Source organism: Bacillus sp. Je.9.29.b (genome assembly GCF_051129925.1).
Classification (GTDB): domain Bacteria; phylum Bacillota; class Bacilli; order Bacillales; family Bacillaceae; genus Bacillus; species Bacillus safensis.
In genome coordinates this window covers 162443-186701 of the sequence record NZ_JBCPSO010000007.1, presented here as the reverse complement: position 1 = coordinate 186701, position 24259 = coordinate 162443, and the positions used below count along the sequence as shown (strand labels likewise).

At 40.7% G+C, this 24259-nt stretch carries 25 protein-coding genes; 17 read left to right on the top strand and 8 right to left on the bottom strand.

Annotated features, from left to right (window positions below; all coding sequences use genetic code 11):
* Positions 1-101: 101 nt before the first annotated feature.
* Positions 102-2003: a transglycosylase domain-containing protein gene (locus tag AAZR19_RS15515; protein WP_434703684.1), complete on the top strand. Its 1902-nt coding sequence runs from the start codon at positions 102-104 to the stop codon at positions 2001-2003.
* An 18-nt stretch (positions 2004-2021) separates the two neighbouring features.
* Positions 2022-2432 (top strand): thiol-disulfide oxidoreductase DCC family protein, encoded by a 411-nt coding sequence (locus tag AAZR19_RS15510; protein WP_024425932.1) that lies wholly within the window; start codon positions 2022-2024, stop codon positions 2430-2432.
* Between the two features lie 43 nt (positions 2433-2475).
* Here the strand turns inward: AAZR19_RS15510 and AAZR19_RS15505 are convergent, their stop codons facing one another.
* Entirely contained in the window at positions 2476-3033 is a 558-nt protein-coding gene (locus tag AAZR19_RS15505; protein ID WP_024423305.1) for a YufK family protein, read from the bottom strand.
* A gap of 185 nt (positions 3034-3218) precedes the next feature.
* On the opposite strand from AAZR19_RS15505, the gene malK reads away from it, so the two are divergent.
* The 7 genes from malK (at position 3219) to AAZR19_RS15470 (ending at position 12202) form a co-directional block, all read left to right on the top strand.
* Positions 3219-4817, top strand: a complete 1599-nt coding sequence (gene malK / locus AAZR19_RS15500) for a malate sensor histidine kinase MalK (RefSeq protein WP_024423306.1) — start codon at positions 3219-3221, stop codon at positions 4815-4817.
* The gene (locus tag AAZR19_RS15495) at positions 4810-5517 is read left to right on the top strand and encodes a response regulator (RefSeq protein ID WP_024423307.1); all 708 of its coding nucleotides are present in this window, start codon (positions 4810-4812) and stop codon (positions 5515-5517) included. Before malK ends, AAZR19_RS15495 begins: the two co-directional genes overlap by 8 nt.
* Positions 5518-5911: 394 nt before the next feature.
* Complete coding sequence (locus AAZR19_RS15490; RefSeq protein WP_024425935.1) at positions 5912-6994, top strand: BMP family lipoprotein; 1083 nt, start codon at positions 5912-5914, stop codon at positions 6992-6994.
* A gap of 159 nt (positions 6995-7153) precedes the next feature.
* Positions 7154-8689 carry an ABC transporter ATP-binding protein gene (locus AAZR19_RS15485; RefSeq protein ID WP_087976197.1) on the top strand — a complete coding sequence of 512 codons (1536 nt, stop codon included), beginning with the start codon at positions 7154-7156 and terminating at the stop codon, positions 8687-8689.
* Positions 8682-9728, top strand: a complete 1047-nt coding sequence (locus tag AAZR19_RS15480; RefSeq protein ID WP_075621898.1) for an ABC transporter permease — start codon at positions 8682-8684, stop codon at positions 9726-9728. The genes AAZR19_RS15485 and AAZR19_RS15480 overlap by 8 nt, the downstream gene beginning before the upstream one ends.
* Positions 9729-10688 (top strand): ABC transporter permease, encoded by a 960-nt coding sequence (locus AAZR19_RS15475; RefSeq protein WP_434703680.1) that lies wholly within the window; start codon positions 9729-9731, stop codon positions 10686-10688. It abuts the gene before it with no gap.
* Positions 10689-10864: 176 nt separating this feature from the next.
* Positions 10865-12202 carry a 2-hydroxycarboxylate transporter family protein gene (locus tag AAZR19_RS15470; protein ID WP_024423312.1) on the top strand — a complete coding sequence of 446 codons (1338 nt, stop codon included), beginning with the start codon at positions 10865-10867 and terminating at the stop codon, positions 12200-12202.
* A 73-nt stretch (positions 12203-12275) separates the two neighbouring features.
* Here the strand turns inward: AAZR19_RS15470 and AAZR19_RS15465 are convergent, their stop codons facing one another.
* Entirely contained in the window at positions 12276-12485 is a 210-nt protein-coding gene (locus AAZR19_RS15465) for a hypothetical protein (protein WP_024423313.1), read from the bottom strand.
* Positions 12486-12704: 219 nt separating this feature from the next.
* On the opposite strand from AAZR19_RS15465, the gene AAZR19_RS15460 reads away from it, so the two are divergent.
* Genes AAZR19_RS15460 through mnhG form a run of 7 tightly spaced genes read left to right on the top strand, consistent with a single transcriptional unit; the run spans position 12705 to position 18475 of the window.
* Positions 12705-15110, top strand: coding sequence for a Na+/H+ antiporter subunit A (locus AAZR19_RS15460; RefSeq protein ID WP_434703678.1), 2406 nt, complete (start codon positions 12705-12707; stop codon positions 15108-15110).
* A complete protein-coding gene (locus AAZR19_RS15455; RefSeq protein WP_024423315.1) occupies positions 15107-15538 on the top strand; it encodes a Na(+)/H(+) antiporter subunit B in 432 nt (143 codons plus the stop codon). Before AAZR19_RS15460 ends, AAZR19_RS15455 begins: the two co-directional genes overlap by 4 nt.
* Entirely contained in the window at positions 15538-15879 is a 342-nt protein-coding gene (locus AAZR19_RS15450; protein WP_024423316.1) for a Na(+)/H(+) antiporter subunit C, read from the top strand. Before AAZR19_RS15455 ends, AAZR19_RS15450 begins: the two co-directional genes overlap by 1 nt.
* Positions 15872-17350 (top strand): Na+/H+ antiporter subunit D, encoded by a 1479-nt coding sequence (locus AAZR19_RS15445; protein WP_041107626.1) that lies wholly within the window; start codon positions 15872-15874, stop codon positions 17348-17350. Before AAZR19_RS15450 ends, AAZR19_RS15445 begins: the two co-directional genes overlap by 8 nt.
* 6 nt (positions 17351-17356) lie before the next feature.
* A complete protein-coding gene (locus tag AAZR19_RS15440; RefSeq protein ID WP_076839912.1) occupies positions 17357-17836 on the top strand; it encodes a Na+/H+ antiporter subunit E in 480 nt (159 codons plus the stop codon).
* Positions 17836-18117, top strand: coding sequence for a Na(+)/H(+) antiporter subunit F1 (locus AAZR19_RS15435; RefSeq protein ID WP_024425942.1), 282 nt, complete (start codon positions 17836-17838; stop codon positions 18115-18117). Before AAZR19_RS15440 ends, AAZR19_RS15435 begins: the two co-directional genes overlap by 1 nt.
* Positions 18101-18475 carry a monovalent cation/H(+) antiporter subunit G gene (gene mnhG / locus AAZR19_RS15430; protein WP_024423320.1) on the top strand — a complete coding sequence of 125 codons (375 nt, stop codon included), beginning with the start codon at positions 18101-18103 and terminating at the stop codon, positions 18473-18475. The genes AAZR19_RS15435 and mnhG overlap by 17 nt, the downstream gene beginning before the upstream one ends.
* 92 nt (positions 18476-18567) lie before the next feature.
* Here mnhG and AAZR19_RS15425 read toward each other — a convergent pair whose 3' ends face one another.
* The 6 genes from AAZR19_RS15425 to degQ form a co-directional block, all read right to left on the bottom strand.
* On the bottom strand, positions 18568-18957 hold the full coding sequence (locus tag AAZR19_RS15425; protein ID WP_024423321.1) for a hotdog fold thioesterase: 390 nt from the start codon (positions 18955-18957) through the stop codon (positions 18568-18570).
* Between the two features lie 23 nt (positions 18958-18980).
* Positions 18981-19622, bottom strand: coding sequence for a response regulator transcription factor (locus tag AAZR19_RS15420; protein WP_024423322.1), 642 nt, complete (start codon positions 19620-19622; stop codon positions 18981-18983).
* Positions 19623-19702: 80 nt separating this feature from the next.
* Positions 19703-21994, bottom strand: coding sequence for an ATP-binding protein (locus tag AAZR19_RS15415; protein WP_087976195.1), 2292 nt, complete (start codon positions 21992-21994; stop codon positions 19703-19705).
* 13 nt (positions 21995-22007) lie between these two features.
* Complete coding sequence (comX, locus tag AAZR19_RS15410) at positions 22008-22181, bottom strand: competence pheromone ComX (RefSeq protein WP_041107629.1); 174 nt, start codon at positions 22179-22181, stop codon at positions 22008-22010.
* Positions 22159-23082: a polyprenyl synthetase family protein gene (locus tag AAZR19_RS15405; protein WP_087976194.1), complete on the bottom strand. Its 924-nt coding sequence runs from the start codon at positions 23080-23082 to the stop codon at positions 22159-22161. The genes comX and AAZR19_RS15405 overlap by 23 nt, the downstream gene beginning before the upstream one ends.
* A gap of 151 nt (positions 23083-23233) precedes the next feature.
* A complete protein-coding gene (degQ, locus tag AAZR19_RS15400; RefSeq protein WP_003213123.1) occupies positions 23234-23374 on the bottom strand; it encodes a degradation enzyme regulation protein DegQ in 141 nt (46 codons plus the stop codon).
* 505 nt (positions 23375-23879) lie between these two features.
* On the opposite strand from degQ, the gene AAZR19_RS15395 reads away from it, so the two are divergent.
* Positions 23880-24236 (top strand): hypothetical protein, encoded by a 357-nt coding sequence (locus AAZR19_RS15395; protein ID WP_041115816.1) that lies wholly within the window; start codon positions 23880-23882, stop codon positions 24234-24236.
* The last annotated feature ends 23 nt before the right edge of the window (positions 24237-24259 follow it).

Here is a 24259-nt window from a genome sequence, read left to right as displayed (position 1 = left end):
TCAGATACTCTTTTTTCTTGCGGAAAAGCCTTATTCACTAGACTTCACGCCCTTTCTTTTCTAAAAATAACCTTCTCGTATCCGCAAAAGAATGGTACGATATGGCTAGAAAATTGAAGAAAGTGAGTGACCTCATGTTTCGTGCAATCATTGGTTGGTTATTACTTGCTGCCCTCATCCCATTATTTGCTCTGACTTTTTATCTATCAAAGGAAGAAGCTGCAAGTGTAAAGCCTGTTAACGAAGTGCTTGATCAAAAAATCAAGCTGGAAAAGATAGATTTTTCCCAAAACAGTTATATGTATGACCGGGATGGTTCTCTTATCTCCGAGATCGTCTCAAACGATGAGAACCGAGTGTTCGTGAAATACAATAACATTCCTGAACCTGTGAAGGAGCTGTTCCTTCGTTCAGAGGACCGCAACTTTTATGACCATAAGGGAATTGACTTTATGGGGGTTGTTCGTGCCCTTGCTGCAAATGTCAAAAACCATGGCATCAGCCAAGGAGCGAGTACGATCACACAGCAGCTGTCCCGCAACTTATATTTAAGCCATGAACGTTCGTTCAGCCGAAAGTTTACGGAGCTGCTCTATTCCTATGAACTTGAGCGGAAATTCTCGAAGGATGAAATTCTCGAAAGCTATTTAAATACGATTTATTTCAGTAATGGTGTTTACGGTGTCGGTTCAGCGGCTAATTACTATTTTGATAAGCCGCTTAGTTCTTTAACACTGGCACAAATGGCATTTATCTCTGCTATTCCAAACAACCCAACACTGTATGACCCATTAAAACAGTTCAAGCACACAAAGAAACGCCAAGAACGACTGCTTGGTATCTTGAAGAAAGATGGCGTCATCACCAAAAAGCAATACAAAAAAGCCGTCAAAGAAAAAATCAGCCTTTCTTTAAGTGAAAAGAAAAACCTATACCCTGACTATGTGACATATGCCAATGAAGAGTTTACCGATCTTGTGTCTGATCAGGAGGGCTTTACAAAACGATTGAAGAAAGCCAAAACAGCTGAAGCGAAAAAGGCGATTCAAAAGGAATTATCTGAAAAGGTCAGTGCCCTGCTCCAGGATGGTGTGAAAATTTATACGGCGCTTGATCCTTCCTTACAGCAAAGAGCCGTCTATCAGCTTAATGCTCAATTGCCTTACCAAGGTGTGGAAGGCGGATCAGCCGTCATTAATCATGAAACGCATCAAATTGTTGCACTTGCTGGCGGGAAAAACTATAAGAAATTTGATTTTAACTACGCTTATCAAGCGCAAAGACAGCCTGGTTCTGCGATTAAGCCGCTTTTAGACTATGCGCCTTATATTGATCAAACCGGCGCAACGGCTTCAAGCACCATCAGTGCCGGCAAGTTTTGCAGCAGCGGATACTGTCCGCAAAACTATAATCATAAAACGTATGGAACAGTCACACTTGAAACAGCCTTTAAACATTCTTACAATACCCCTGCGATCCGAATGCTGGATACAGTGGGTGTCAAAAAAGGCTTCAGCTATTTAGAGAAGTTCTCATTCGAACATATTGTAGCGGAAGATTACCGTCTTCCTTCTGCACTTGGCGGATTTACGAAAGGTTTCTCACCGCTAGAAATAACAGATGCATATACGGTCTTTGGCAACCAAGGAGCCTACACACAAAGTCATTCGATCACAAAAGTGACAGACTTAAACGGTAAGACCCTTTACAAGTGGAAAGAGTCGCCAAAGCAAGTATATTCTCAGCGTACAAATGAAACGATGCGTAAGCTGCTTACCTCCGTTGTGAAAAGTGGGACAGGGAAAAAAGCGAATTTCAACGCCCCTTACATCGGTGGTAAAACAGGGACGTCCAATGATTACAAAGATATTTGGTTTGTGGGACTGACAGATCAGTACACAATGGGTGTCTGGGTTGGAAGAGATAGAGGAACGGTAGAATCGATTTATCATTCAAGCCCGCACTTACGTATTTGGAAAAATACGATGCAATACGCCAGATAAACAGGAGGTTTGATTGCGATGCATTCAACACATCCCCCCCATTTAATCTTATTTGACGGTGTCTGCAACGTGTGCAGCGGCGCTGTTCAGTTTGTGATTAAGCGCGATCCGAATGAACGGATGATGTTCGCTTCCTTACAATCAGATACAGGACAGCGTATTTTAAAGGAAAACGGTTTGCCTTTAGATGAGTTCAATTCATTCATTTATATCGAAAAAGGGACCCTTTATACGAAATCAACAGGCATCTTAAAAGCCGCGCGGCATTTAAAAGGAATCTACAGATGGAGCTTTTTACTCCTTGCCATACCTCGCCCAATCCGTGATTGGTTTTATCAGCTGATGGCAAAAAATCGCTACAAATGGTTTGGTCAAAAAACATCTTGTATGATGCCTACACCCGATATTCAAAAGCGGTTTCTTTCATAAAAAAAAGCATCCTCCATCATTGGAGGATGCTTTCTTTGTCTGCTTATGAAGGCAGACTGGCCATCACACTGTTATAAAGCTTAATAAATAAGTACAAAATACCGATCAAAAACGTCGCCCAAAACAGCAGAATAAACATCATAAATCCAATCAAATTCAGCATAGAAAGCGATTGATAAATGCGAACCACAACCCAGATAAAATAGACAAGACTTGCTAATGCAAAAAGTCCGACTAGCAGAATGAGCTGCTGCGTCAACAGAAATGCAAGCAAGCTGGCAAATAAATAAACAACGGATGCAATCCGAATTTTCTTTAAGTTCTCCCCTTCAGGGTCCTTAGCGAAAAAGAGCAACGCCAGCTCTAATACCGTATCTGCAATCAGTTTTAAGGCAGATAAGATCATAAAATAAACAAGTGCAAAAGCAGCAAAGAGAGCAAGACGAATGCCCTGTTCAGAGAAAAATTCAAGCATTCCTTTTAAAATGCCTGCTTGAGTCAAGAAATCAGTCGTGATACCTACTGTGAAAATCGAAAAAGCAGAGCTGAATAGTAAAATTGAAATCAGCGGAAAATATCCAGTCAAATATGTATTTTTCATAAATAGATCCTTTCTCATAAGCTCACATTTATTATGGCTCACTTAAAACGGATTGACAAGATGCTTTCAAAGTAAACTGACAGCAAAATCAAATTTATGATTTTGCACGTACATTCCTTCACAAACTTACATTTTCCCGTTAAAGTATTACTGTTACGAAAAAATCGTGCGTTAGGGGTATACTCGTGAAAAAAACTTTAAGACTGCAAACACGGCTGACGATCTTTGTGTGCATCGTTGTCCTGATCTCCCTTTGTATCACATTCTTTACGATATGGTCGGAAACAGCCAAGAACATCCATCAGCAGGAACGTGACATTGCTCTTTCTACTGCCAAAATGGTCGCAGAGGCACCGATCACAGCACAATCATTAGAAGATCATTCATATTCCGCATTACGAAAATATACAACAAGTGTTCAGCAAATCACCAAAACCGAATTCGTTGTCGTCATGGATATGAACGGTATCCGCAAAACACACCCGAATCCGCAGAAAATTGGAAAGCGGTTTGCCGGCGGTGATGAAAAAGCAGCATTACAGGGAAAAGAACATATTAGTACGGCTTCTGGAACACTCGGCAGATCCATGCGTGCTTTTGTTCCTGTTTATGATCAAAATGGAAAGCAGCTTGGGGCTGTGGCCGTAGGGATTACGTTAAAGGAAATTGACTTGATTATTCATCAAAGCTTACTTCCACTCTACTTCGTCACATCACTCAGCCTTCTATCTGGCATCATCGGAGCACTCATTGTGGCAAGAAAAGTGAAGAAGATTATGTTTGGACTTGAGCCGGATGAGATCGCCACATTGTTAAAAGAACGAAGTGCCATGCTAGAATCAACAAAAGAAGGGATTCTGGCCGTTGATCAGCACGGTAAAATCAAACTGGCTAATGCAGAGGCAAAACGGCTCTTTCATAATATGGGCATTATGGTTGATCCTAGAGAACAAGATGTGCAAACTCTCCTCCCTTCAAGCGGCTTAAAACAGGTCATTGAAACACGCAAGCCGCTGCTTGATCGTGACGTGAGAATGAATGGACTGGAGCTCGTCTTTAATGAAGTGCCAATTACGGTAAAAGGTGAAATTGTCGGAGCCATCGCCACCTTCCGTGACAAAACAGAAGTGAAACATCTGGCTGAGCAGCTTAGCGGGGTCAAAATGTATGCGAATGCGCTCCGTGCCCAGTCACATGAATTTATGAACAAGCTGCATGTCATTTTAGGATTGGTTCAGCTCAAAAACTACGATGACCTTGGCACCTATATCAAAGATATTGCGATCTATCAGCAAACGGAAACAAATGAAATCATCAACCATGTGAAAAACTCTGTTTTAGCAGGATTTTTACTAGGAAAACAAAGCTATATCAGGGAACAAGGCGCTGCCTTGGAGGTTATTTGCAGCACACAAGTGCCAAATACGGAGGACCCGGCAGTGACGCATGATCTCATTACCGTGATTGGCAACTTGTTAAATAACGCACTCGATGCTGTTTCACATACTGACACGAAAAACATCTCGATCTCCTTCAGATACGTCCATGAGCAGCTTCACATTGAAATCACGGACACAGGTGTTGGTCTCACGAAAGAAGAACAAGACATCATGTTTGATCAAGGCTTTTCAACTAAAGGAGAAGACCGAGGATTCGGACTCTACTTCGTTGACCAAAGCATTAAGAAATTGAACGGACATATGATTGTCACGAGTGAAAAAGGAGAAGGAACGACCTTTAGTCTCCGCATTCCGTATAAACAAAAGGAGGATTCACATGATTAATGTGTTAATAGTAGAAGATGATCCAATGGTTGGGGAGCTGAACAAACGCTACCTGACCCAAATCGATGGCTTTGAGTTAAAGGGGATTGCCACCTCCTTTCAGCAGGCACTTGAAGTGTTAAAAACAGAAGTCATTCACCTCGTACTGCTCGATATTTATATGCCTGGACAAAATGGACTGGCATTACTAACAGAAATTCGCCAGCAAAATCATGCCGTTGATGTCATTGTCATTTCGGCTGCAAATGAAGTCGATGTTGTACAGCAAACGATGCGAAATGGAGCAGTTGATTATTTAATTAAGCCTTTTGAGTTCGAACGATTCCAATCAGCACTGGCAGAGTATAAACGGAAACACGCCCTGTATCAATCCATGAACAGCATTTCGCAAAATGATTTAGATGCGAAGCTTTTTCATAAAAAAGCAGAGGCGGAAAAAGTCCTCTTGCCAAAAGGACTGACCAAAAGCACACTTAAACTCATCTGGACAAGCATTCAATCATTTGGCCAGCAGGCTTTCACAACCGAAGACCTAGCCAATCATACAGAAATCTCTCAAGTCTCCATTAGAAAATACTTGAAATTCCTTGAGGATATCGAAGTGGTGGATGTTGAAATGGCATATGGGACAATTGGACGTCCTGTTTTCCAATATAAACTGAACACGAGCAATATGAATTTGATTCAGCAATATCTTTAAAATACTACATCTGACCTTTCACAAAGGCCAGATGTTTTTTTATGGCATAAGATGTAACAAACCCCTTGATATCAGTGGTTCTGCTGTAGCGGAGCACATCACAAAAGCGGCATTATATCATATTTCAGCAGATAAAAAGACATCAAATAAAGCCATTTAACATTTTTTTAAAAATAAAACAAATTTCTATTTATTTATTCGATCGGAAATGATAAATTATGATTGATTAGTTCAACGAGATATAAGTCTGATGTCTTACATCTTCTCTCCTGCCCTCCATAAGTTTCATGAGAAAGCAGGATAAAATACCCTCTTCAGAAGGGTGAGAAGAGATAGATCGGTCTTTTTTCGTGAGACTTTTCTGAAACTTTTAAATTTTATAGGGGGTTATGTTTTGAAGAAGCGCAAAATTGGACTAGCATTGTCCTTAGTCGTAGCAGCAGGAACCATCCTTGGAGCATGCGGCAACTCTGGCTCAAACAGCGGTGAAAGCAAAAAAGATAAAGATCAATTCACTGTTGCAATGGTAACTGATGTCGGTGGTGTCGATGACAAATCGTTTAACCAATCAGCTTGGGAAGGTTTACAAGCATTTGGGAAAGACAACAATCTAAAAAAAGGTAAAAACGGCTTTGATTACTTACAATCTAAATCAGATGCTGACTATACAACAAACTTAAACACACTTGCTCGTGAGAAATTCGACCTGATTTACGGAATTGGTTTCTTAATGGAAGATGCTATTTCTGAAATTGCGGATCAACGTAAGAAAAACCACTTTGCGATCGTTGATGCAGTCGTGAAAAAAGACAACGTAGCCAGCATTGTATTTAACGAAAACGAAGGATCATTCCTTGTGGGTGTTGCGGCTGCTCTTTCTACAAAATCAAACAAAATTGGATTCGTCGGCGGCGTTGATTCTGAATTAGTCAGAAAATTCGAAGTTGGCTTCCGCGCAGGTGTTGAAGCAGCTAATCCGAAAGCAAAAGTTGAAGTGAAATATGCCGGTGCATTCGATAAGGCTGACATCGGGAAAGCAACAGCTGAAAGCATGTACAAATCTGGCGTCGACATCATCTATCATGCTGCTGGCGGCACTGGAACTGGTGTCTTCACGGAAGCGAAAAACCTGAAAAAAGCAGATCCTAACCGTAAAGTTTGGGTTATCGGTGTAGATAAAGACCAGTATGACGAAGGAAAAGTACCTGGAACAAAACAAAGTGTCACCCTTACTTCTATGGTTAAGAAAGTAGACACAGCGGTACAAGACTTAACAACGAAAGCAAAAGAAGGTAAGTTCCCTGGCGGCGAAGTGATCACATACGGTCTGAAAGAAGGCGCTCTTGACATCTCTCCATCTAAGGAAAACCTTGATAAAGATGTATTAAAGAAAGTTGAAGAATGGAAACAAAAAATCATCAAGGGTGAAGTGAAAATCCCTGCAACACGTGATGAACTAAAAGATTTTAAAGCTTAATTTGAGCAGTGGGATAAGCGCGCCTTATCCCCTTGCCTCTCCTTTACCTCCTCTTTATTCGTAAAAGGTGGTAAAAGAAAAGCTGCAGCCTCGTTTTGCAGCTTTTCTTTTGCTAGTTTTTATCTTCATCAGCACCCTAAAAAAGGAGCGGTTAAACCTGTGGATTATGTCATTGAAATGTTGAATATACGCAAAGAATTCCCTGGCATTGTAGCAAACGACAACATTACGCTACAGCTAAAAAAGGGCGAAATTCATGCGCTGCTTGGTGAAAACGGCGCTGGAAAATCAACGCTCATGAACGTGCTTTTCGGACTGTACCAGCCTGAAAAAGGTGAAATCAAGGTACACGGAAAACCTGTGACCATCTCTAGTCCAAATGATGCTAGTGATTTAGGCATCGGAATGGTGCATCAGCACTTTATGCTTGTCGATACCTTCACTGTCGCTGAAAACATCATTTTAGGTAAAGAGCCCAAGAAGTTTGGAAAGATTGACAAAGAACTAGCCATACAGCAAGTACAAGAGCTTTCTGACCGCTATGGTTTGAAAATAGATCCTGCCGCAAAAGTATCTGACATCTCTGTCGGCATGCAGCAGCGTGCAGAAATCTTAAAAACACTTTACCGCGGCGCTGACATTTTGATCTTCGACGAACCAACGGCCGTTTTAACACCTCAAGAAATCAAAGAACTCATACAAATTATGAAAAACTTAATCAATGAAGGCAAATCCATTATTTTAATCACCCATAAGCTGAAAGAAATTATGGATGCCTGTCATCGCGTGACCATTATCCGAAAAGGCCAAGGCATTCGTACACTTGATGTGGAAAGCACAAATAAAGACGAACTTGCAAGCCTCATGGTTGGCCGTGAAGTGTCATTTAAAACAGATAAAAAAGCTGCTTCTCCTGCTGAGGAAGTTCTTCAAATTCAAGACCTCACAGTAAAAGACGCCAGAGGAATTGAAGCTGTCAAAGAGTTGAACCTCTCAGTGAAGGCTGGCGAAATTGTCGGAATTGCTGGGGTAGATGGCAATGGCCAGTCTGAATTAATTGAAGCCATTACCGGTCTAAAAAAATCAGAATCTGGCACAATCATGCTAAACGGGAAAGCCATTCAAAATCTCCCGCCTCGTAAAGTGACCGAATCTGGGATTGGACATATTCCTCAGGACCGTCATAAACATGGACTTGTACTCGATTTTTCAATTGGAGAAAACATTTCCTTACAAACGTATTATCAGCGTCCTTATTCAAAATTTGGCTTATTGAATATGAAAAATATTTATCAAAAAGCAAAACGAATCATTGCGGAATATGACGTCAGAACACCAAGTGAATATACAGAAGCGCGCGCTCTGTCAGGCGGTAACCAGCAAAAAGCCATTATCGGCCGTGAAGTTGACCGCAATCCTGATTTATTAATTGCCGCTCAGCCGACACGAGGACTTGATGTTGGTGCGATTGAATTTGTTCATAAACGTCTAATCGAGCAAAGAGACGCAGGTAAAGCTGTTTTGCTCATCTCCTTTGAGCTTGATGAAATTATCAATGTCAGTGATAAGATCGCTGTTATTTTCGAAGGCAGCATTGTCGCCATTGTTGATCCAAAAGAAACAACAGAGCAAGAGCTTGGTCTATTAATGGCTGGAAGTACGCAACAGGAAGTGGGGAAAGAAGCAAATGTCTAATCGCTTAACAAATCTGCTGATTCCGCTTATAGCCATTGTACTTGGTCTTTTGGTTGGGGCCATTATTATGCTGGCAAGCGGTTATAGTGTCATCGAAGGCTATAGCGCCCTTTGGAATGGCGTTTTCGGTGAAACCTATTATATGGGAGAAACCATCAGGCAAGTGACACCTTATATTTTATCAGGGCTTGCTGTTGCCTTTGCATTTCGGACAGGCCTGTTTAATATCGGTGTAGAAGGTCAAATGCTTGTTGGCTGGGTAGCTGCTGTATGGATTGGAACAACAGTCCATGCACCTATGTATATTCATCTGCCGCTTGCACTCATCACCGCAGCTGCTGCAGGTGCTTTATGGGGCTTTATTCCTGGTTTTTTAAAAGCTCGTTTTTATGTGCATGAGGTCATCGTTACTATCATGATGAACTACATTGCCCTTCATGTCACAAACTATTTAATCTCAAATGTCTTAACAGATAATAAAGATAAAACAGATAAAATCGATGCCACTGCCTCGCTCCGCTCTGGATTTTTTGAGCAGATCACTGATTTTTCCCGAATGCATAACGGTATTTTTGTTGCCATTATTGCTGCGGTCGTGATGTGGATCATTATTCAAAAAACGTCTAAAGGGTTTGAATTACGAGCAGTTGGAATGAACCAGCAGGCATCACATTATGCTGGTATGACCGTTCGCCGCAATATTATTTATGCGATGCTCATTTCAGGTGCTTTTGCAGGTCTTGCAGGCGCTATGGAAGGTCTTGGTACATTTGAATATGCCTCTATTAAAGGCTCGTTTACTGGCGTAGGTTTTGATGGAATTGCCGTCGCTTTATTAGGTGGAAATACGGCTGTTGGTGTTGTCCTTGCTGCATTATTGCTTGGTGGATTGAAGGTCGGTGCGTTAAATATGCCGCTTGAATCAGGCGTACCGACTGAGGTTGTTGATATTGTCATTGCCATCATCATTCTTTTCGTCGCCTCAAGCTATATTATCCGTCTTGTGATTCAACAAATGAAGAAAAAGGGGGGAAAATAAGTGGGATTTCTGCAAATACTTGAAATCATCGTCCCAGCTACACTTGTTTATGCTGCACCACTTATTTTAACCGCTCTTGGAGGCGTCTTTTCAGAAAGATCAGGTGTTGTCAATATCGGTCTTGAAGGGTTGATGGTCGTCGGAGCATTTTCCAGTATTATCTTTAACTTGTTTTTTGCTGATACGTTTGGAGCCTTGACCCCGTGGCTTGGGCTTCTCGTCGGAATGGCCGTTGGCGGATTGTTCTCACTGATTCATGCAGTGGCGACCATTACCTTCCGAGCTGATCAAACGGTCAGTGGTGTGGCGATTAACATGCTGGCACTTGGCGCAACATTGTTTGTCGTCAAACTGATTTATGGAAAAGCACAAACTGATAAAATTACAGATCCTTTCTATAAAGGAGATATTCCCCTTTTAAGTGACATTCCGATCATTGGTGATATTTTCTTTAAAGATGTTTATTATACGTCTATACTCGCCTTAGCTCTTGCGGTTGTTGCTTGGTTTGTTTTATTTAAAATGCCATTTGGTCTTCGTCTTCGTGCAGTCGGAGAGCATCCAATGGCAGCTGATACAATGGGAATCAAAGTGTACCGGATGCGTTACATCGCTGTTTTCATTAGTGGACTGTTTGGCGGTCTTGGCGGAGCTGTTTATGCCTCAACGATCGCGCTTGATTTCTCACATGCCACCATTACTGGACAAGGCTTCATCGCACTAGCTGCGCTTGTATTCGGTAAATGGCATCCATTTGGCGCAATGGGCGCTGCTTTATTCTTTGGATTTGCTCAAAGTTTAAGCATCATTGGCTCTCTCCTGCCGCTGTTCCAAGATATACCGAATGTGTATATGCTCATAGCACCATATGTGCTCACCATTTTAGCACTTACTGGCTTCATTGGACGTGCCGATGCACCGAAAGCACTTGGTACGCCTTATCTAAAAGGAAAACGATAAATACGATGTATGATCAATCCCCTGAAGGACAAACTACCTTCAGGGGATTTTTGTATGATAAAAAACTCAAAAACTCCTGTTTATTTTACTTTTATTACACTTATTTTAGTTTAATAAATAGAAGAGTGTCATTGAATCTTCTACAATTGAGACAAATAGCATTTGGGGGTGTTTATGTGGCTAATGCACAACAATTGAAATCGATTACAGACGATTCTGACAATAATAAAAGCGTTTTCCGTAAGATCATGTCTTGGAAAATTGGTGTTATTGATCTACCTGTGTATTTAGTACTTGCAGCGATTATTTTAACTGCCGCTTATTTTAATAAAATTCCAGCAAATATGCTTGGTGGTTTCGCTGTTATTATGATTTTGGGGATTTTCCTTGGAGATGTAGGACAACGTATTCCAATCTTAAAAGATATTGGTGGACCGGCGATTCTTTCTTTATTCGTACCATCGTTCCTGGTCTTTTTTAATGTTCTGAATCCGAACTCATTGGAAGCGGTTACGTCTCTTATGAAAACGTCGAACTTCCTTTACTTCTATATCTCTGCTCTTGTAGTAGGTAGTATTCTTGGGATGCAGCGAACTGTTTTAGTACAAGGCCTTATTCGTATGTTTGTTCCTCTCGTTGCAGGTACAATTGCAGCTGTGAGTGCTGGTATCCTTGTTGGCCTTTTAGTTGGTTACACACCGCATCATTCATTCTTCTTTATTATTGTACCGATTATTGCCGGTGGTGTTGGAGAAGGGATTTTGCCATTATCTATCGCTTATTCACAAATTCTTGATGTATCAGCAGAGTCATTAATTTCTCAATTAATTCCTGCGGCTGTCATTGGGAACGTCATTGCCATTATCTGTGCTGGCGCATTGAAGAAGCTTGGTGAAAAACGTCCTGAACTAAACGGAAATGGCCGTCTTGTGAAATCTAAAGAAGCAAACGAAATTTTCGAGCAGCCAGATTTGGATGCAAAAGTTGATTTCGGGTTAATGGGTGCTGGTGTACTCGTTGCTTGTACAACCTTCATCTTTGGTGGTCTGTTAGAAAGCTTTGTTCATATTCCAGGTCCAATCTTAATGATTGTTCTTGCTGCTTTAATCAAATACTTAAACGTGATGCCTCAGCATCTTCAAAACGGCTCACAGCAGTTCTACAAGTTTGTATCTAAAAGCTTTACATGGCCGCTAATGGTTGGTCTTGGTATTCTATACATTCCACTTGATGATGTAGCAACTGTCATCTCCATTCCATTCGTATGCGTATGTATCGCTGTTGTACTCGCAATGGTTGGTTCTGGTTACTTCGTTGGAAAACTAATGAACATGTATCCAGTAGAATCTGCTATTGTCACTGGCTGTCACAGCGGACTTGGCGGTACTGGCGACGTTGCGATTCTTTCAGCTTCTGGAAGAATGGGTCTTATGCCTTTCGCACAAGTATCTACACGACTTGGCGGAGCAGCAACTGTTATCTGTGCAACGATCTTACTCAGAGTGTTTAGTTAAACTACCACACATAAAAAGCATGGGCTCTCACATGGGCCCATGCTTTTTTATATTTCTTTTCTCCTATAGGATCTTATTCATCAGCTAATACAATTCGTAAATATTCCCTGGGCTGAAAAGGATACAGCTTGGTTTCTTGATAGCTCATGTGAAGAAGATGCTCAGAAAACAGCGGCCATTCACTCCCGGCCTGCCACCTTTTTTGATCATTTCGGTCAATCAAGAATGCTCCTCCTAAAATCGTGCAGAATAGGCTTAAGCTGATGGCGATCTTTCGTTTCATTTGATCAGCTCCTTTAAGAAAAGCATGTACGAAAAACAAAACAATATACAATGAGTATCATTTTTGATAAAATTATTTTTGTGGTCAAAAGAACCTAAAACAAATACAGTTTGCTTGAAATCGTTTCAAACCAATGCACTATGGCTGTATTTACGCTATAATTTTAATTACCAGTTCTTTAGAACGTGAATTTATATTGATCAAAGGAGGTTCATTTTCTTGCAGCTTATTCACTTCGCCATCCTATCACCTTTTTTACTCGCTTTTGTTGTACCTTTCCTTTACAAATATGTGAGACGTATACATACAGGATGGTTTGTTCTCATCTTGCCGATTCTTTTATTTACCTATTTCATCCAAATGATACACATCACTTCGAATGGACGAACGCTTTTCTCACAGGCTGAATGGATTCCATCGTTAGGGATGAATTTCACTGTGTATGTCGATGGTCTCAGCCTGTTATTTGCTTTATTAATTACAGGTATCGGCTCACTAGTGGTGCTGTACAGTATTTTCTACTTATCAAAGGAAAAAGAACAGCTTGGCTCTTTCTACACGTATTTGCTCATGTTTATGACCGCGATGCTGGGTGTCGTTCTTTCTGACAACATGGTGGTTCTATACTTGTTTTGGGAGTTAACGAGTATCTCTTCCTTCCTCTTAATTGGGTATTGGTATAAACGGGAGCGCTCTCGGTATGGAGCAACGAAATCACTGCTTATTACTGTTTTTGGCGGATTAGCTATGCTTGGTGGCTTCATCCTCATTTACCTGATTACTGATTCATTCAGTATTCGTGAAGCAGTCAATCAGCTTCAGCTCATTATGGCATCACCTTACTTTATCCCTGCCATGATCCTAATCTTACTAGGTGCCTTTACGAAATCAGCGCAGTTCCCATTCTATATCTGGCTGCCTGATGCAATGGAAGCACCGACCCCTGTGAGCAGTTATCTGCATTCTGCTACGATGGTGAAAGCCGGTATTTATCTTGTTGCCCGCTTCAGTCCAATCTTTGCTATATCAGAGGTATGGTTCTGGACCATTTCCATCGTTGGGCTTGTCACATTATTCTGGGGATCATTCCACGCCGTCCGGCAAAACGATTTGAAAGCCATTCTGGCCTATTCGACAGTGAGCCAGCTCGGCATGATTATGCTCATGCTTGGCGTCGGCGCAGCTGCGATTCATGAAAACAATCCTGCCTTTTTTGGCGCAGCCGTTCTTGCAGCTATTTTTCACCTCATTAACCATGCTACGTTTAAAGGCAGTCTCTTTATGGCAGCTGGTATTATCGATCATGAAACAGGAACTCGTGACATTCGGAAATTAGGCGGATTAATGACGATCATGCCGATTACCTTCACAATTACGTTAATCGGTACATTTTCAATGGCCGGATTACCGCCATTTAACGGTTTCTTAAGTAAAGAGCTATTTTTCACAAGTATGATACGGATTTCTGATATCAGCTTTACGGACGTTTCAACATGGGGTGCCATCTTCCCGACACTCGCTTGGCTCGCTAGCGTCTTTACGTTCATTTATAGTATGATGCTCCTCTTTAAAACTTTTAGAGGCCGTCTGAATATAGACCAATTGGAGAAAAAACCGCATGAAGCACCGATCGGCATGCTCATTCCGCCCATCATTCTAGCTGCACTTGTGGTCACCTTCTTCTTTTTCCCTAATATTCTTGCCTATTCTGTCATTGAACCTGCAATTGCGGCGATCATTCCTGAAGCGATTGAAACAGGAAGCCGTTTTTCTGTGAAAATTGAAGCATGGCATGGCTTCCAGCCAGAACTCTATATGACAATAGGTGTCGTTGTACTCGGCACAATCGGCTACTTGACGCTTTCAAAATGGCGTCCAATGTACAACATCTTTAAGGAAAAGTGGTCATTTAATGCTTTATACGACCGCTCTCTTATCGGTTTAGAAAAAGGTTCATACCGCCTGACAAACAGTTATATGACTGGTTTTCTTCGTGACTATCTTGTCTATGTGTTTGGGTTCATGATTATCGTCATTGGCGGCGTGATGTTTTATCAGCAGGCCTTTTCATTTCAAACTGATCAGGCTGCCTCAATTGGCACGTATGAAGTGATTCTTTCACTTGTGATGGTGGCGGCGACGATTGCCACAGTATTCGCAAGTTCACGATTAACAGCTATTATTGCACTAGGTGTCATGGGCTACACGCTGTCATTATTCTTCGTGATTTTCAGAGCACCTGACCTTGCGCTGACACAGCTGATTATTGAAACGATTTCTGTCGCACTGTTTTTGCTTTGCTTCTATCATTTGCCGAAGCTGAGCTTAAAGCAAAAAACAAGAAGATTCAAAATGACCAATTTCATCATTTCATTAGGTGTTGGGGTTGTTGTCACTTGTCTAGCTTTCGCTTCCACAAGTCAGCAGTCACTTGACACCATCTCAACTTACTTTATTGAAAACAGCTACAAACTTGCTGGCGGTGACAATATTGTCAATGTCATTCTTGTAGATTTCAGGGGCTTTGATACCCTTTTTGAAATTACTGTGCTCGCCATTGCGGCACTTGGTATTTATGGGTTATTAAAAACACAAGCAAAACGGAAGAGAGGTGTGCGGCGATGAGAAAGATTGATACGAATGATATGCTTTTGCAAGTCACAACGAAAATCACAGCATTCATCATCTTGCTTTTCTCCCTTCACCTATTTCTTGCGGGACATAACAATCCTGGCGGCGGATTCATAGGCGGCCTGATGAGTGCTGCGGCTGTCGTTCTTCTGCTTTTAGCCTATGATCTGAAGACAGTAAGACGCATTTTGCCATTTGACTTTATTTATGTAACTGGAGCCGGTTTGCTCGTTGCGATCCTGACAGGTATGGGATCCTTTCTATTCGGTGCACCTTTTCTATCCCATGCATTTGATTATTTCCAATTACCGTTTTTAGGGAAAACAGAACTGGCGACAGCCGTCCTGTTTGATATCGGTGTGTATTTGGTTGTTGTCGGTGTCACCATGACCATTATTCAAATGATTGGAGAGAAGGAATAATGGAATTTCTAATGTCTATTATCGTCGGAATTATTTTTATGGCGGCGACCTATTTGATGCTGTCAAAGAGCCTTCTGCGGGTCATCGTCGGTACTGCTGTTTTGAGTCACGGCGTCCACTTGCTTCTTTTAACAATGGGCGGTTTAAAAAAAGGAGCGCCTCCAGTTCTAAAAGAGGGGCTCACATCCTATGTAGATCCATTGCCACAAGCATTAATTTTAACAGCCATTGTCATTGCTTTTGGTGTGACATCCTTATTACTTGTCATGGCCTTCCGTGCCTTCCAAGAGCTGCGAACAGATGACATGGATCAAATGAGAGGAAATGATCAGCATGAATAATCTCGTGATCCTGCCTATATTAATTCCATTACTAGCTGCTACACTATTGATCTTTATGAATAAAAACATCATGCTGTCAAGAGTCTTTAGTGTCTTGGCATCTCTTTCAGCCATTATATGTAATGCATATTTGGTTCAAACGATTTTCACAAATGGGATACAAACCCTTTATTTGGGCGGCTGGAAAGCGCCATTTGGGATTGCCCTTGTGGCCGATCAATTTGCTGCACTTCTTGTGCTGACCGCTTCCGTTGTCGGGCTTGTGACAGTCCTCTTCTCCTTTCAAACGATTGGGAAAGAAAGAGAGCGGCTCTTCTATTATTCTGGCGTACAGTTTTTGTTAGCTGGCGTCAGCGGAGCCTTTTTAACAGGAGATATTTTCAACCTGTTTGTATTCTTTGAATTACTGCTGATGGCATCTTATATGCTCATTGTATTAGGCGGATCAAAGCCTCAGCTTCGTGAATCACTCAAATATATTGTGTTTAATATCATCTCGTCGGCATTATTTATTGTCGGAGTTGCCTGTTTATATGCAGTGACGGGCACGCTCAATATGGCTGATTTAAGTGTGAAAATAGCTGAATCAGGGCAAACAGGGTTAATCACTGTTATTTCCATCCTGTTCCTCATTGTGTTCGGCTTAAAAGCTGGGATCTTCCCGCTTTATTTCTGGCTGCCAGGATCGTATCACGCACCGCCGGCCGCGATTTCAGCTCTATTTGGGGCATTGCTGACAAAGGTTGGCTTATATGCGATTGCCAGAGTCTTTACATTAATTTTTATACATGATACAGGCTTCACTCATACACTCATGGCGTGGCTTGCCGCACTGACGGTGATATTCGGTGTGATAGGCTCGATCGCCTATTCTGATGTGCAGAAGATTGTGATTTATAACATTGTCACAGCTGTTGGGGTCATTTTGTTTGGCTTTGCAGCCAACACACCTGCATCACTCCAAGGTGCCATTTATTATCTCATTCACGACATGGTGATCAAAGGGGCTTTATTTATGCTGGCAGGTGCCCTCTTTGTGTATGCTGGTACAAATCAACTGAAAAAAATGGGCGGACTGATTCAATCCCAGCCTCTATTAGGATGGATGTTTTTCATATCGGCTTTATCACTGGCAGGAATTCCGCCGCTGAGTGGCTTTGTTGGAAAACTAAAAATTGTGGAAGGTGGATTTTCTGCTGGATACATGACGTTTTCTATCCTGGTCTTATTGTCCAGTCTCCTTGTCCTCTACTCTATTATGAAGATTTTCATGTCTGCATTTTGGGGCGAGGATCAGGATATGCGCAGAAGAAAGCCGTCAATTAAAGGTATGGTGTACCCTGGCGTACTGCTTGTCGTCTTATCGCTTGCCATTGGGTTAGGGACAGAGTTCATTGCCCCTTATATCAATCAAGCAGCGGAAATGCTTTCCACACCAGAAAAATATATTCAAGCTGTGCTGAAGGAGTAGATGAACATGGCCTTTCAAATATTACTAAACGCTCTCCTCGCCTTTACATGGATGTTTATGAATGATACATACAGAGCCGCAGACTTTGTATTAGGTTTTGCATTAGGGATGATCGCCATTTTTATGCTGCGTCGATTTTTCCCGCAGCGTTTTTACGGCTATGCCCTTTATGCGATTTTCAAGCTGATCATCATTTTTATTCGCGAGCTTCTTCTTGCCAATTTAAGTGTATTAAAGACCGTATTATCTCCAAAGCTCACGATTAAGCCCGGTATTTTCGCCTTTCGTACGGACTTGAAAACAGATTGGGAAATCACTATACTGGCAAATATGATTACATTGACACCAGGTACACTAGTGATTGATATTTCCGATGATCGTTCCATTTTATACATTCATGCGATGGATATTGAAGATGCTGAAAAAGCCATTCACGATATCCGGGTTTCATTTGAAAAAGCGATTCAGGAGGTGAGCGGTAAGTAATGGAACTCATTTTGCAAATGTCACTTGGCATTCTTGCGCTGTCTACCTTGCTTTTTGTGATACGAGTGATCAAAGGTCCCTCTATTCCTGATCGTGTGAGTGCGCTTGATGCGATAGGAATCAATTTAATTGGGATGACAGCCATCGTTTCAATTTTACTGAAAACCACTGCATTCTTTGAGATTATTTTACTGCTCGGCATCCTTGCCTTTATCGGTACTGTCGCTTTTTCCAAATTCCTTGAGAAAGGGGAAGTGATTGAAAATGATCGTCATCGCTAAAGCCATCGTGATTTTCTTTATCCTGCTAGGCGCTATCCTCTGTTTGATTTCAGCCATTGGTGTCCTTCGCCTGCCGGATGTTTACACACGTATGCATGCTGCATCAAAAGCATCGACCCTTGGCGTTGTTCTGATTTTAGTAGGTGTGTTTTTTCACGAATGGTTTCTTGCAGGCGTTATTTCTGCAAAAATCCTTCTCGGTATCGTATTCATCTTCCTGACAGCACCAGTCGGCGCGCACTTGATCGGAAGAGCCGCCTACAATACTGGTGTTAAGCTCGACAAGCGCAGTGTCCAAGATGATTATGGCGGTTTCCGTAACTTTGTGATTAAGCGAAAAGAAGATTCTTATTTATAAAAAGCGAAAAAGAATGGCCTGACATGTTGGGCCATTCTTTTTTTACCTCTCAACAGCATACAAAAAAAGCTTCCGCTGCACCGGGAGCTTTTTTATATGCGATCAATGACAGCAAGTGTGCATCTTGAAGTACAGATGTGCCGGTCTCGATCATCTTTTATATCGATTTGAAATACCATTGTACGCCGTCCTACATGTACAGGAACAGCTGTCGCTGTCACAACTCCATCGCGTACAGATTTTAAATGATTGGCATTGATTTCAATACCTGAGCAAACTTGCTGCGTTAAGTCTAAATGAGCCGCAGCCCCCATGCTCGCCACTGTTTCTGCTAGAGCAGCAGATGCTCCTCCGTGCAGCAGTCCAAATGGCTGTTTTGTTCTATGATCGACTGGCATTGTTGCAACGCATCGTGATTTATTGCACTCTACAATTTCAATGCCTAGTGCCTCAAGCAGTGTATTTGATCCGCTCACATCCATTAATGCCCTCTCCCTTCACACGTTTACAGCACACTTTCAGACTTGGCAATTAACACCGCTTCTGTACGAGATCCAACATTCAGCTTATTAAAGATGGATGTCAAACTGTACTCAATTGACCGTTTGCTCAAATGAAGCACATCGGCAATCTCCTGGTTCGTGTATCCTTTTTCTACTTCTCTAAGGATCAAACACTCCCGTTCGGTTAAGAGATCGTGATCAGTCTGCTGCGCCTGTTCTGGCTTTTCTTGCTGCTGTGAAATTAATTTCTTTAAATAGGACAGCTGAATGACAACTTCCCCTTGCAATGTCCGGTGTATGTATTCAATAATTTTGTCTTTCGTCTCTGTTTTGCTAATTGCACCGTGTAATCCAGCCCGAATAGCCTCTTCAAAATAATCATCTACTTCATACCCTGTATAAATGATAATTTTCACTTGATGGTTGGTTTCTAAAATTTGTTTCGCAATGTCCATTCCATTGATATCCCCGAGATTTAAATCCATTAAAATTACATCATAGATGGAAAAGTCATGCGTCTTTAAAAAGGCGGCTTCTGCATCAGGACTTAAACAATCGACTGATAGCTGCTGGTCTGATTCTAATATGCTTTTTGTCCCTTCCATGACAGCCGGATGATCATCAATGACCAATATCTTCTTCATGTCTTCCTCCCTTTAAATCACTCACTTCCATTTTATATAAAAGACTTGGCTGATGCCAAGTCTTAATCCTTAATAAATCGTTACAATTCCATTTCAATTTTCACCTTAAGCCCTTTTTCCGGTGCTGTGTGAATTTGAAGTTTTCCATTTAACGCTTTCACTCGTTCTCTAATTCCCGATAGCCCCATGCTCATTGTGTGCTGATCAAGATGACTGGCATCAAAACCGACTCCATCATCCTCATAGTGAAGAACAACCTGATCTTTAATACAAATCAGCATCACTAACACTTGAGTGGCTTTTGAATGCTTCAGGGCGTTGGATAACAGCTCCTGAACAATTCGGTAAATATTCAGCTGTGAATCAATATCAATGTCCAATTCTTTATCAAAGCGTGTCGTATTCAGCCTAATATGAAACAGCGCTTCCTCCTGAATTTGAGAAGTCAGCTTCGATATCGCCTTTACTAAACCTAAATCATACAGCAGCTGCGGCCGAAGCTCATGACACGTTTCTCTCGTCGTTTGAATGACTTTGGACATTTGATCATTCCATGAGATAAGCGAATTTTCAATAGATGTCGGGCATTGGTTGTTTTGGAAATTCGTTAAAAACATCTCCGACTGCCTTTTTAGTGATATCAAGTCCTGCAGCACGGAATCATGAAGATCTCTCGCTAAATCTGAACGCTGCTTTTCTTCCATAGCAAACATGATTTTCTTCAGCCATGCAGGATTGGCCTCGCGCTGTTTCAAATCGTCAAGATGCTCCATCAACTCTTCGATTTTAACGACATTTTCCAAACTGACACTTGTATAAAAGGCCAATGTTTTCAGCCAAGAAATCTCATCACGCGACAATTTTGGTGTCCGTAAATTAGATAAACAGCAAATCACAAAAGAGTGACCGCCCCGCTCACCAATTTTCATCATGAACCCTTTATCAAGCGCAATGATTTTTCCGACTTCACCTAATAATTCTTGAAATTGGTCTACATACTTTTTCCATAGCTTACTTTCCTCTGTCGATTCATCAATCTCTTCAACCTGTCCATCTGCCTTCACTTCAAGCACAAAGGCCTTGTTCACAACAAGTACTTCTAAAATGGTGTATTTTAAATGATATAACACTTGGTGAAGTGATGACGCCTCACGAATGAGCTGCGTGAATTTAAACACGCTATCTTGGTAATTATGCTTCTCTGAAAAACGCTTCAGACGAAAACGAAAATCGATGATTTCTTTAAAATAGAAGACAGTGAGCATAAGAATATACGTGATAATTGTAAATTTCATTGTATAAAAGTTAGCACTTGGCTTCTGAATGAAATCAAAGATAACGACTACCACTATAGTAGGTGTGATGGCTAAAAGACTATAATATTTGATTCTCCCCAAGAAGAAATCAACATTATATAATTTATTTGTCATAAATTGATAGACTAAGAAAAACGGAATCAATAGAGCGAACGATGCTAGGATATAAGGTGAAATAAAATATTTATGAAATAAATAAGGAATAATAAAAAATAGCATAAATGGACTGAATGATGAGATCAAAATAAGTGCAAAGGCACTAAGGACATTTCCGATTTCAGTCCCCTTCAACTTTTTAGCAGCCCTTAATGTGATAATAATCGTAATAAATGCAAGTGCAAAGAATGAAAGTAAGTTAAAAGCAGCTAAAACCATATCTTTAAACAGAATTTCTAATACAATATTTATAAAAGGGACGGCATACAAACAAAGAAGTACACGCCAACTAATAATTACCGTTCCTAATTCCTTTAAATATTGATACATAAAGTGCATATACAACGGGGGTACACAAGTCATCGTAGAAATTACGATAAAACCGCTAATATATTCCCCTTTACCAGAGCCGCCAGAGCTTACATAGGCTACAGCAACAGCTAGCAAAAAGAGAGCAAGAATATATGCAGACTCTTTTTTCCTAGCTTTATTGATTTTTAAAATCATAAATATACAGAATAGACTGATCGAATAAAAAATGATAGGTATTAAATAAATAAACAAATTTTCTTGACTTAATAAGCTTACATTCTCTATTTCAATTTCATCACCATGTCTATCAACAACTAAGCTCTTGACATTCGCTAAATAACCTCGTCTTACTTCTTTGGTTGGTTCTTTGTTACCGTTCACTTCAAGGATGATATCGCCTTTTCTCACACCAGCATAATAGCTGTCTGTAAAGTCTACAACATCCTCTATTTCAAGTTGTCCGTCACTATTCACCGAAACGACTGCCCCTACAAAAATATTAAACACATTGATGTAGGAAATATAAATCACATAAATGAAGCTAAGGATCAGTAAAATAACAGTTAATTTCGAGTAAAATTTTTGCATAGAACCTCTATACTCACCCAGCATCTCTCCATTTTTTTGATCTAATGGTATCTTCTTTCTGAAAACCTTCAACAATAATGCTTGCAGTCACTTGATCAACGTGAAGCAACGATGCATTTCCATGAGCAACTTGCTTTAATGCCGAGGGATTCTCCACTAGATAACTAACTAGTTTCTGAATGTTCATCTTCTCCATCTCCAATTAAAAAAAGTATCAGCTTTTCCTTTTTAGAAGCCTCTAAATGTAGTATTTCGAATGCTTCTTTAAACTTATTTCTGAGAAGGTTTCTCATAATAAATACATATTGTTGAACGCCAGATTCTTTTAATTTATCCTTTAATTCTTCAGAGCCAATGCTCTTATCCTCTGATTGATAATAACTGAGCAAGTCTGAACTGGATGGATTAAATTCATTTTTTAAATATACTAGCGGTAATGTTTGCATTCTTTTAAAATCAATATTCTTTTTATTAAAAAGGGCCACATAGTCATTTTCAAGCTGCTCTGCCATGCCTAGATAATAAGCATATTCTTCTACATTTTTTTCAAATGAACCTGTTGCCAAAATAACCCCTAACATACAGGGTAACACAAACAGTGATCCTGCCTTTAACTTCATGATATTTAAACAATCCTGCTCATTCTCTGGCTCCAGTGTCATATCTATATGCTGTCCTTGCATTGACTGAATGGAATAGGAGTATACACTGTTTAAAAGCTCCGTTGCATGATCAAGCTTTGAAAAGACTTCAAAGCTCAATACAAAAAGAACATTTGCTGCATTCATTGCAATTCCGCTCTGACACTTCATCCAAGGATACGAATCTTTGTCCTGATCTTCAATATCATCTAATATATCGGCTGATAAGATGAGAAGTTCAATCCCTGCTGCCAGTTTTGTAATCGCTTGCTTGTCTTGACCGCCAAATGCCTTATAATGTTGGTAAGCTAATTGTCCAAAAGGGAATTCATTCTTTATATCTGTAAATTCAAGAAGCAGTTTTTGTAACTCATTCTGCCTGACTGCATGTTGAATAAAATCAGACATATTCTGCTTGATTTTTGTATTCTCTAGATAGTTTAGCATACTCGATCTTGTACCTCACCCTTTCGTCTTTTATTTTACTAAAAAGACATGAGCAAATGTCCACTGACATCACTATTTAACAATTATATAATAATATATCCTTTTTTTGTATGTATTTGGATAAAAAAAAGACTTGATGATTATCAAGTCTTTAAGAAATTTTCACATATTCATATTTGTCGTATTGATCAATGCTTTTGTTAATGTTATGAAGAGAAGCCGTTGTTTCTCTAATTTCGTTTTCAAGTTTCCATAATAATTGTTTAAGTTCTTCGATTTCATACTTTTCCATCGATTCCACTCTCCTTTTTTGGAAGATCAATGTATTTGTGTATGGTGATTGGGTCATAAGTATTTGATCTGTTACTAACAGTGTAAATGTAATTGAGTATTTTTTCACCGAAAAGTATGCACAAAACGTGTGCGTGATACCGCAAAATTCAATAGGTCTTTTTTCATCATTTTCTGACTTTTCAAATCATACTTTTATCTCAATTTCAAAGGAATTGCGTCATTTTTGCGACAGGAATAGGCATCATTCGTCACACTTCTCTCCCGATAGAACGTACGATCCCCTCTGTATCTTCGGTTTTGCGTGTCATAGGTCAGACGACAGACGCTATTGTGGACACCGCAATTTTTTGGCGACATTCACCGAAATTGACCGCAAAAGTACCTATTTTTATGCTGGAATTACAAAGATAGAAAGATCATTTTGATTCTTTATTCTGATTTTCTACATACATTTAGAACAGATATCCGTCCAATTTCACGTCAATGAGAGAAGAGGTGACCATGTGTTTTACTATGTTCCTTATCCTGCTTTGCAGGTTCCCGCAATGAGCCGCGCATACCCGCCGCGCACGCCAATGACTTTTCCTCCAGTAGATGCCCACTCATTTCAACGAGCCGCAAAAGAATCAGCCCGCCTCGTTGCTGATGCTTCACTCATTACACAGCAAATTTCCAGCTCCCTTCCGTTTGCGCAGCGCATCATGGAGGCTGCTGAGCGCTCTGATTCAACAAGTGTCATCCGAATGCTGAAGCAAATCGGTGTGAAAAGCGGCATTGATATCCGCTTTAGTCCAGAAGGGATTCGCATTTACTTGTCTCTTGCCTCCAGCAGACTTTTTCTTCTTTTAAAATGGGCATGACAAAGAAAAAGCCGCTCTCACGC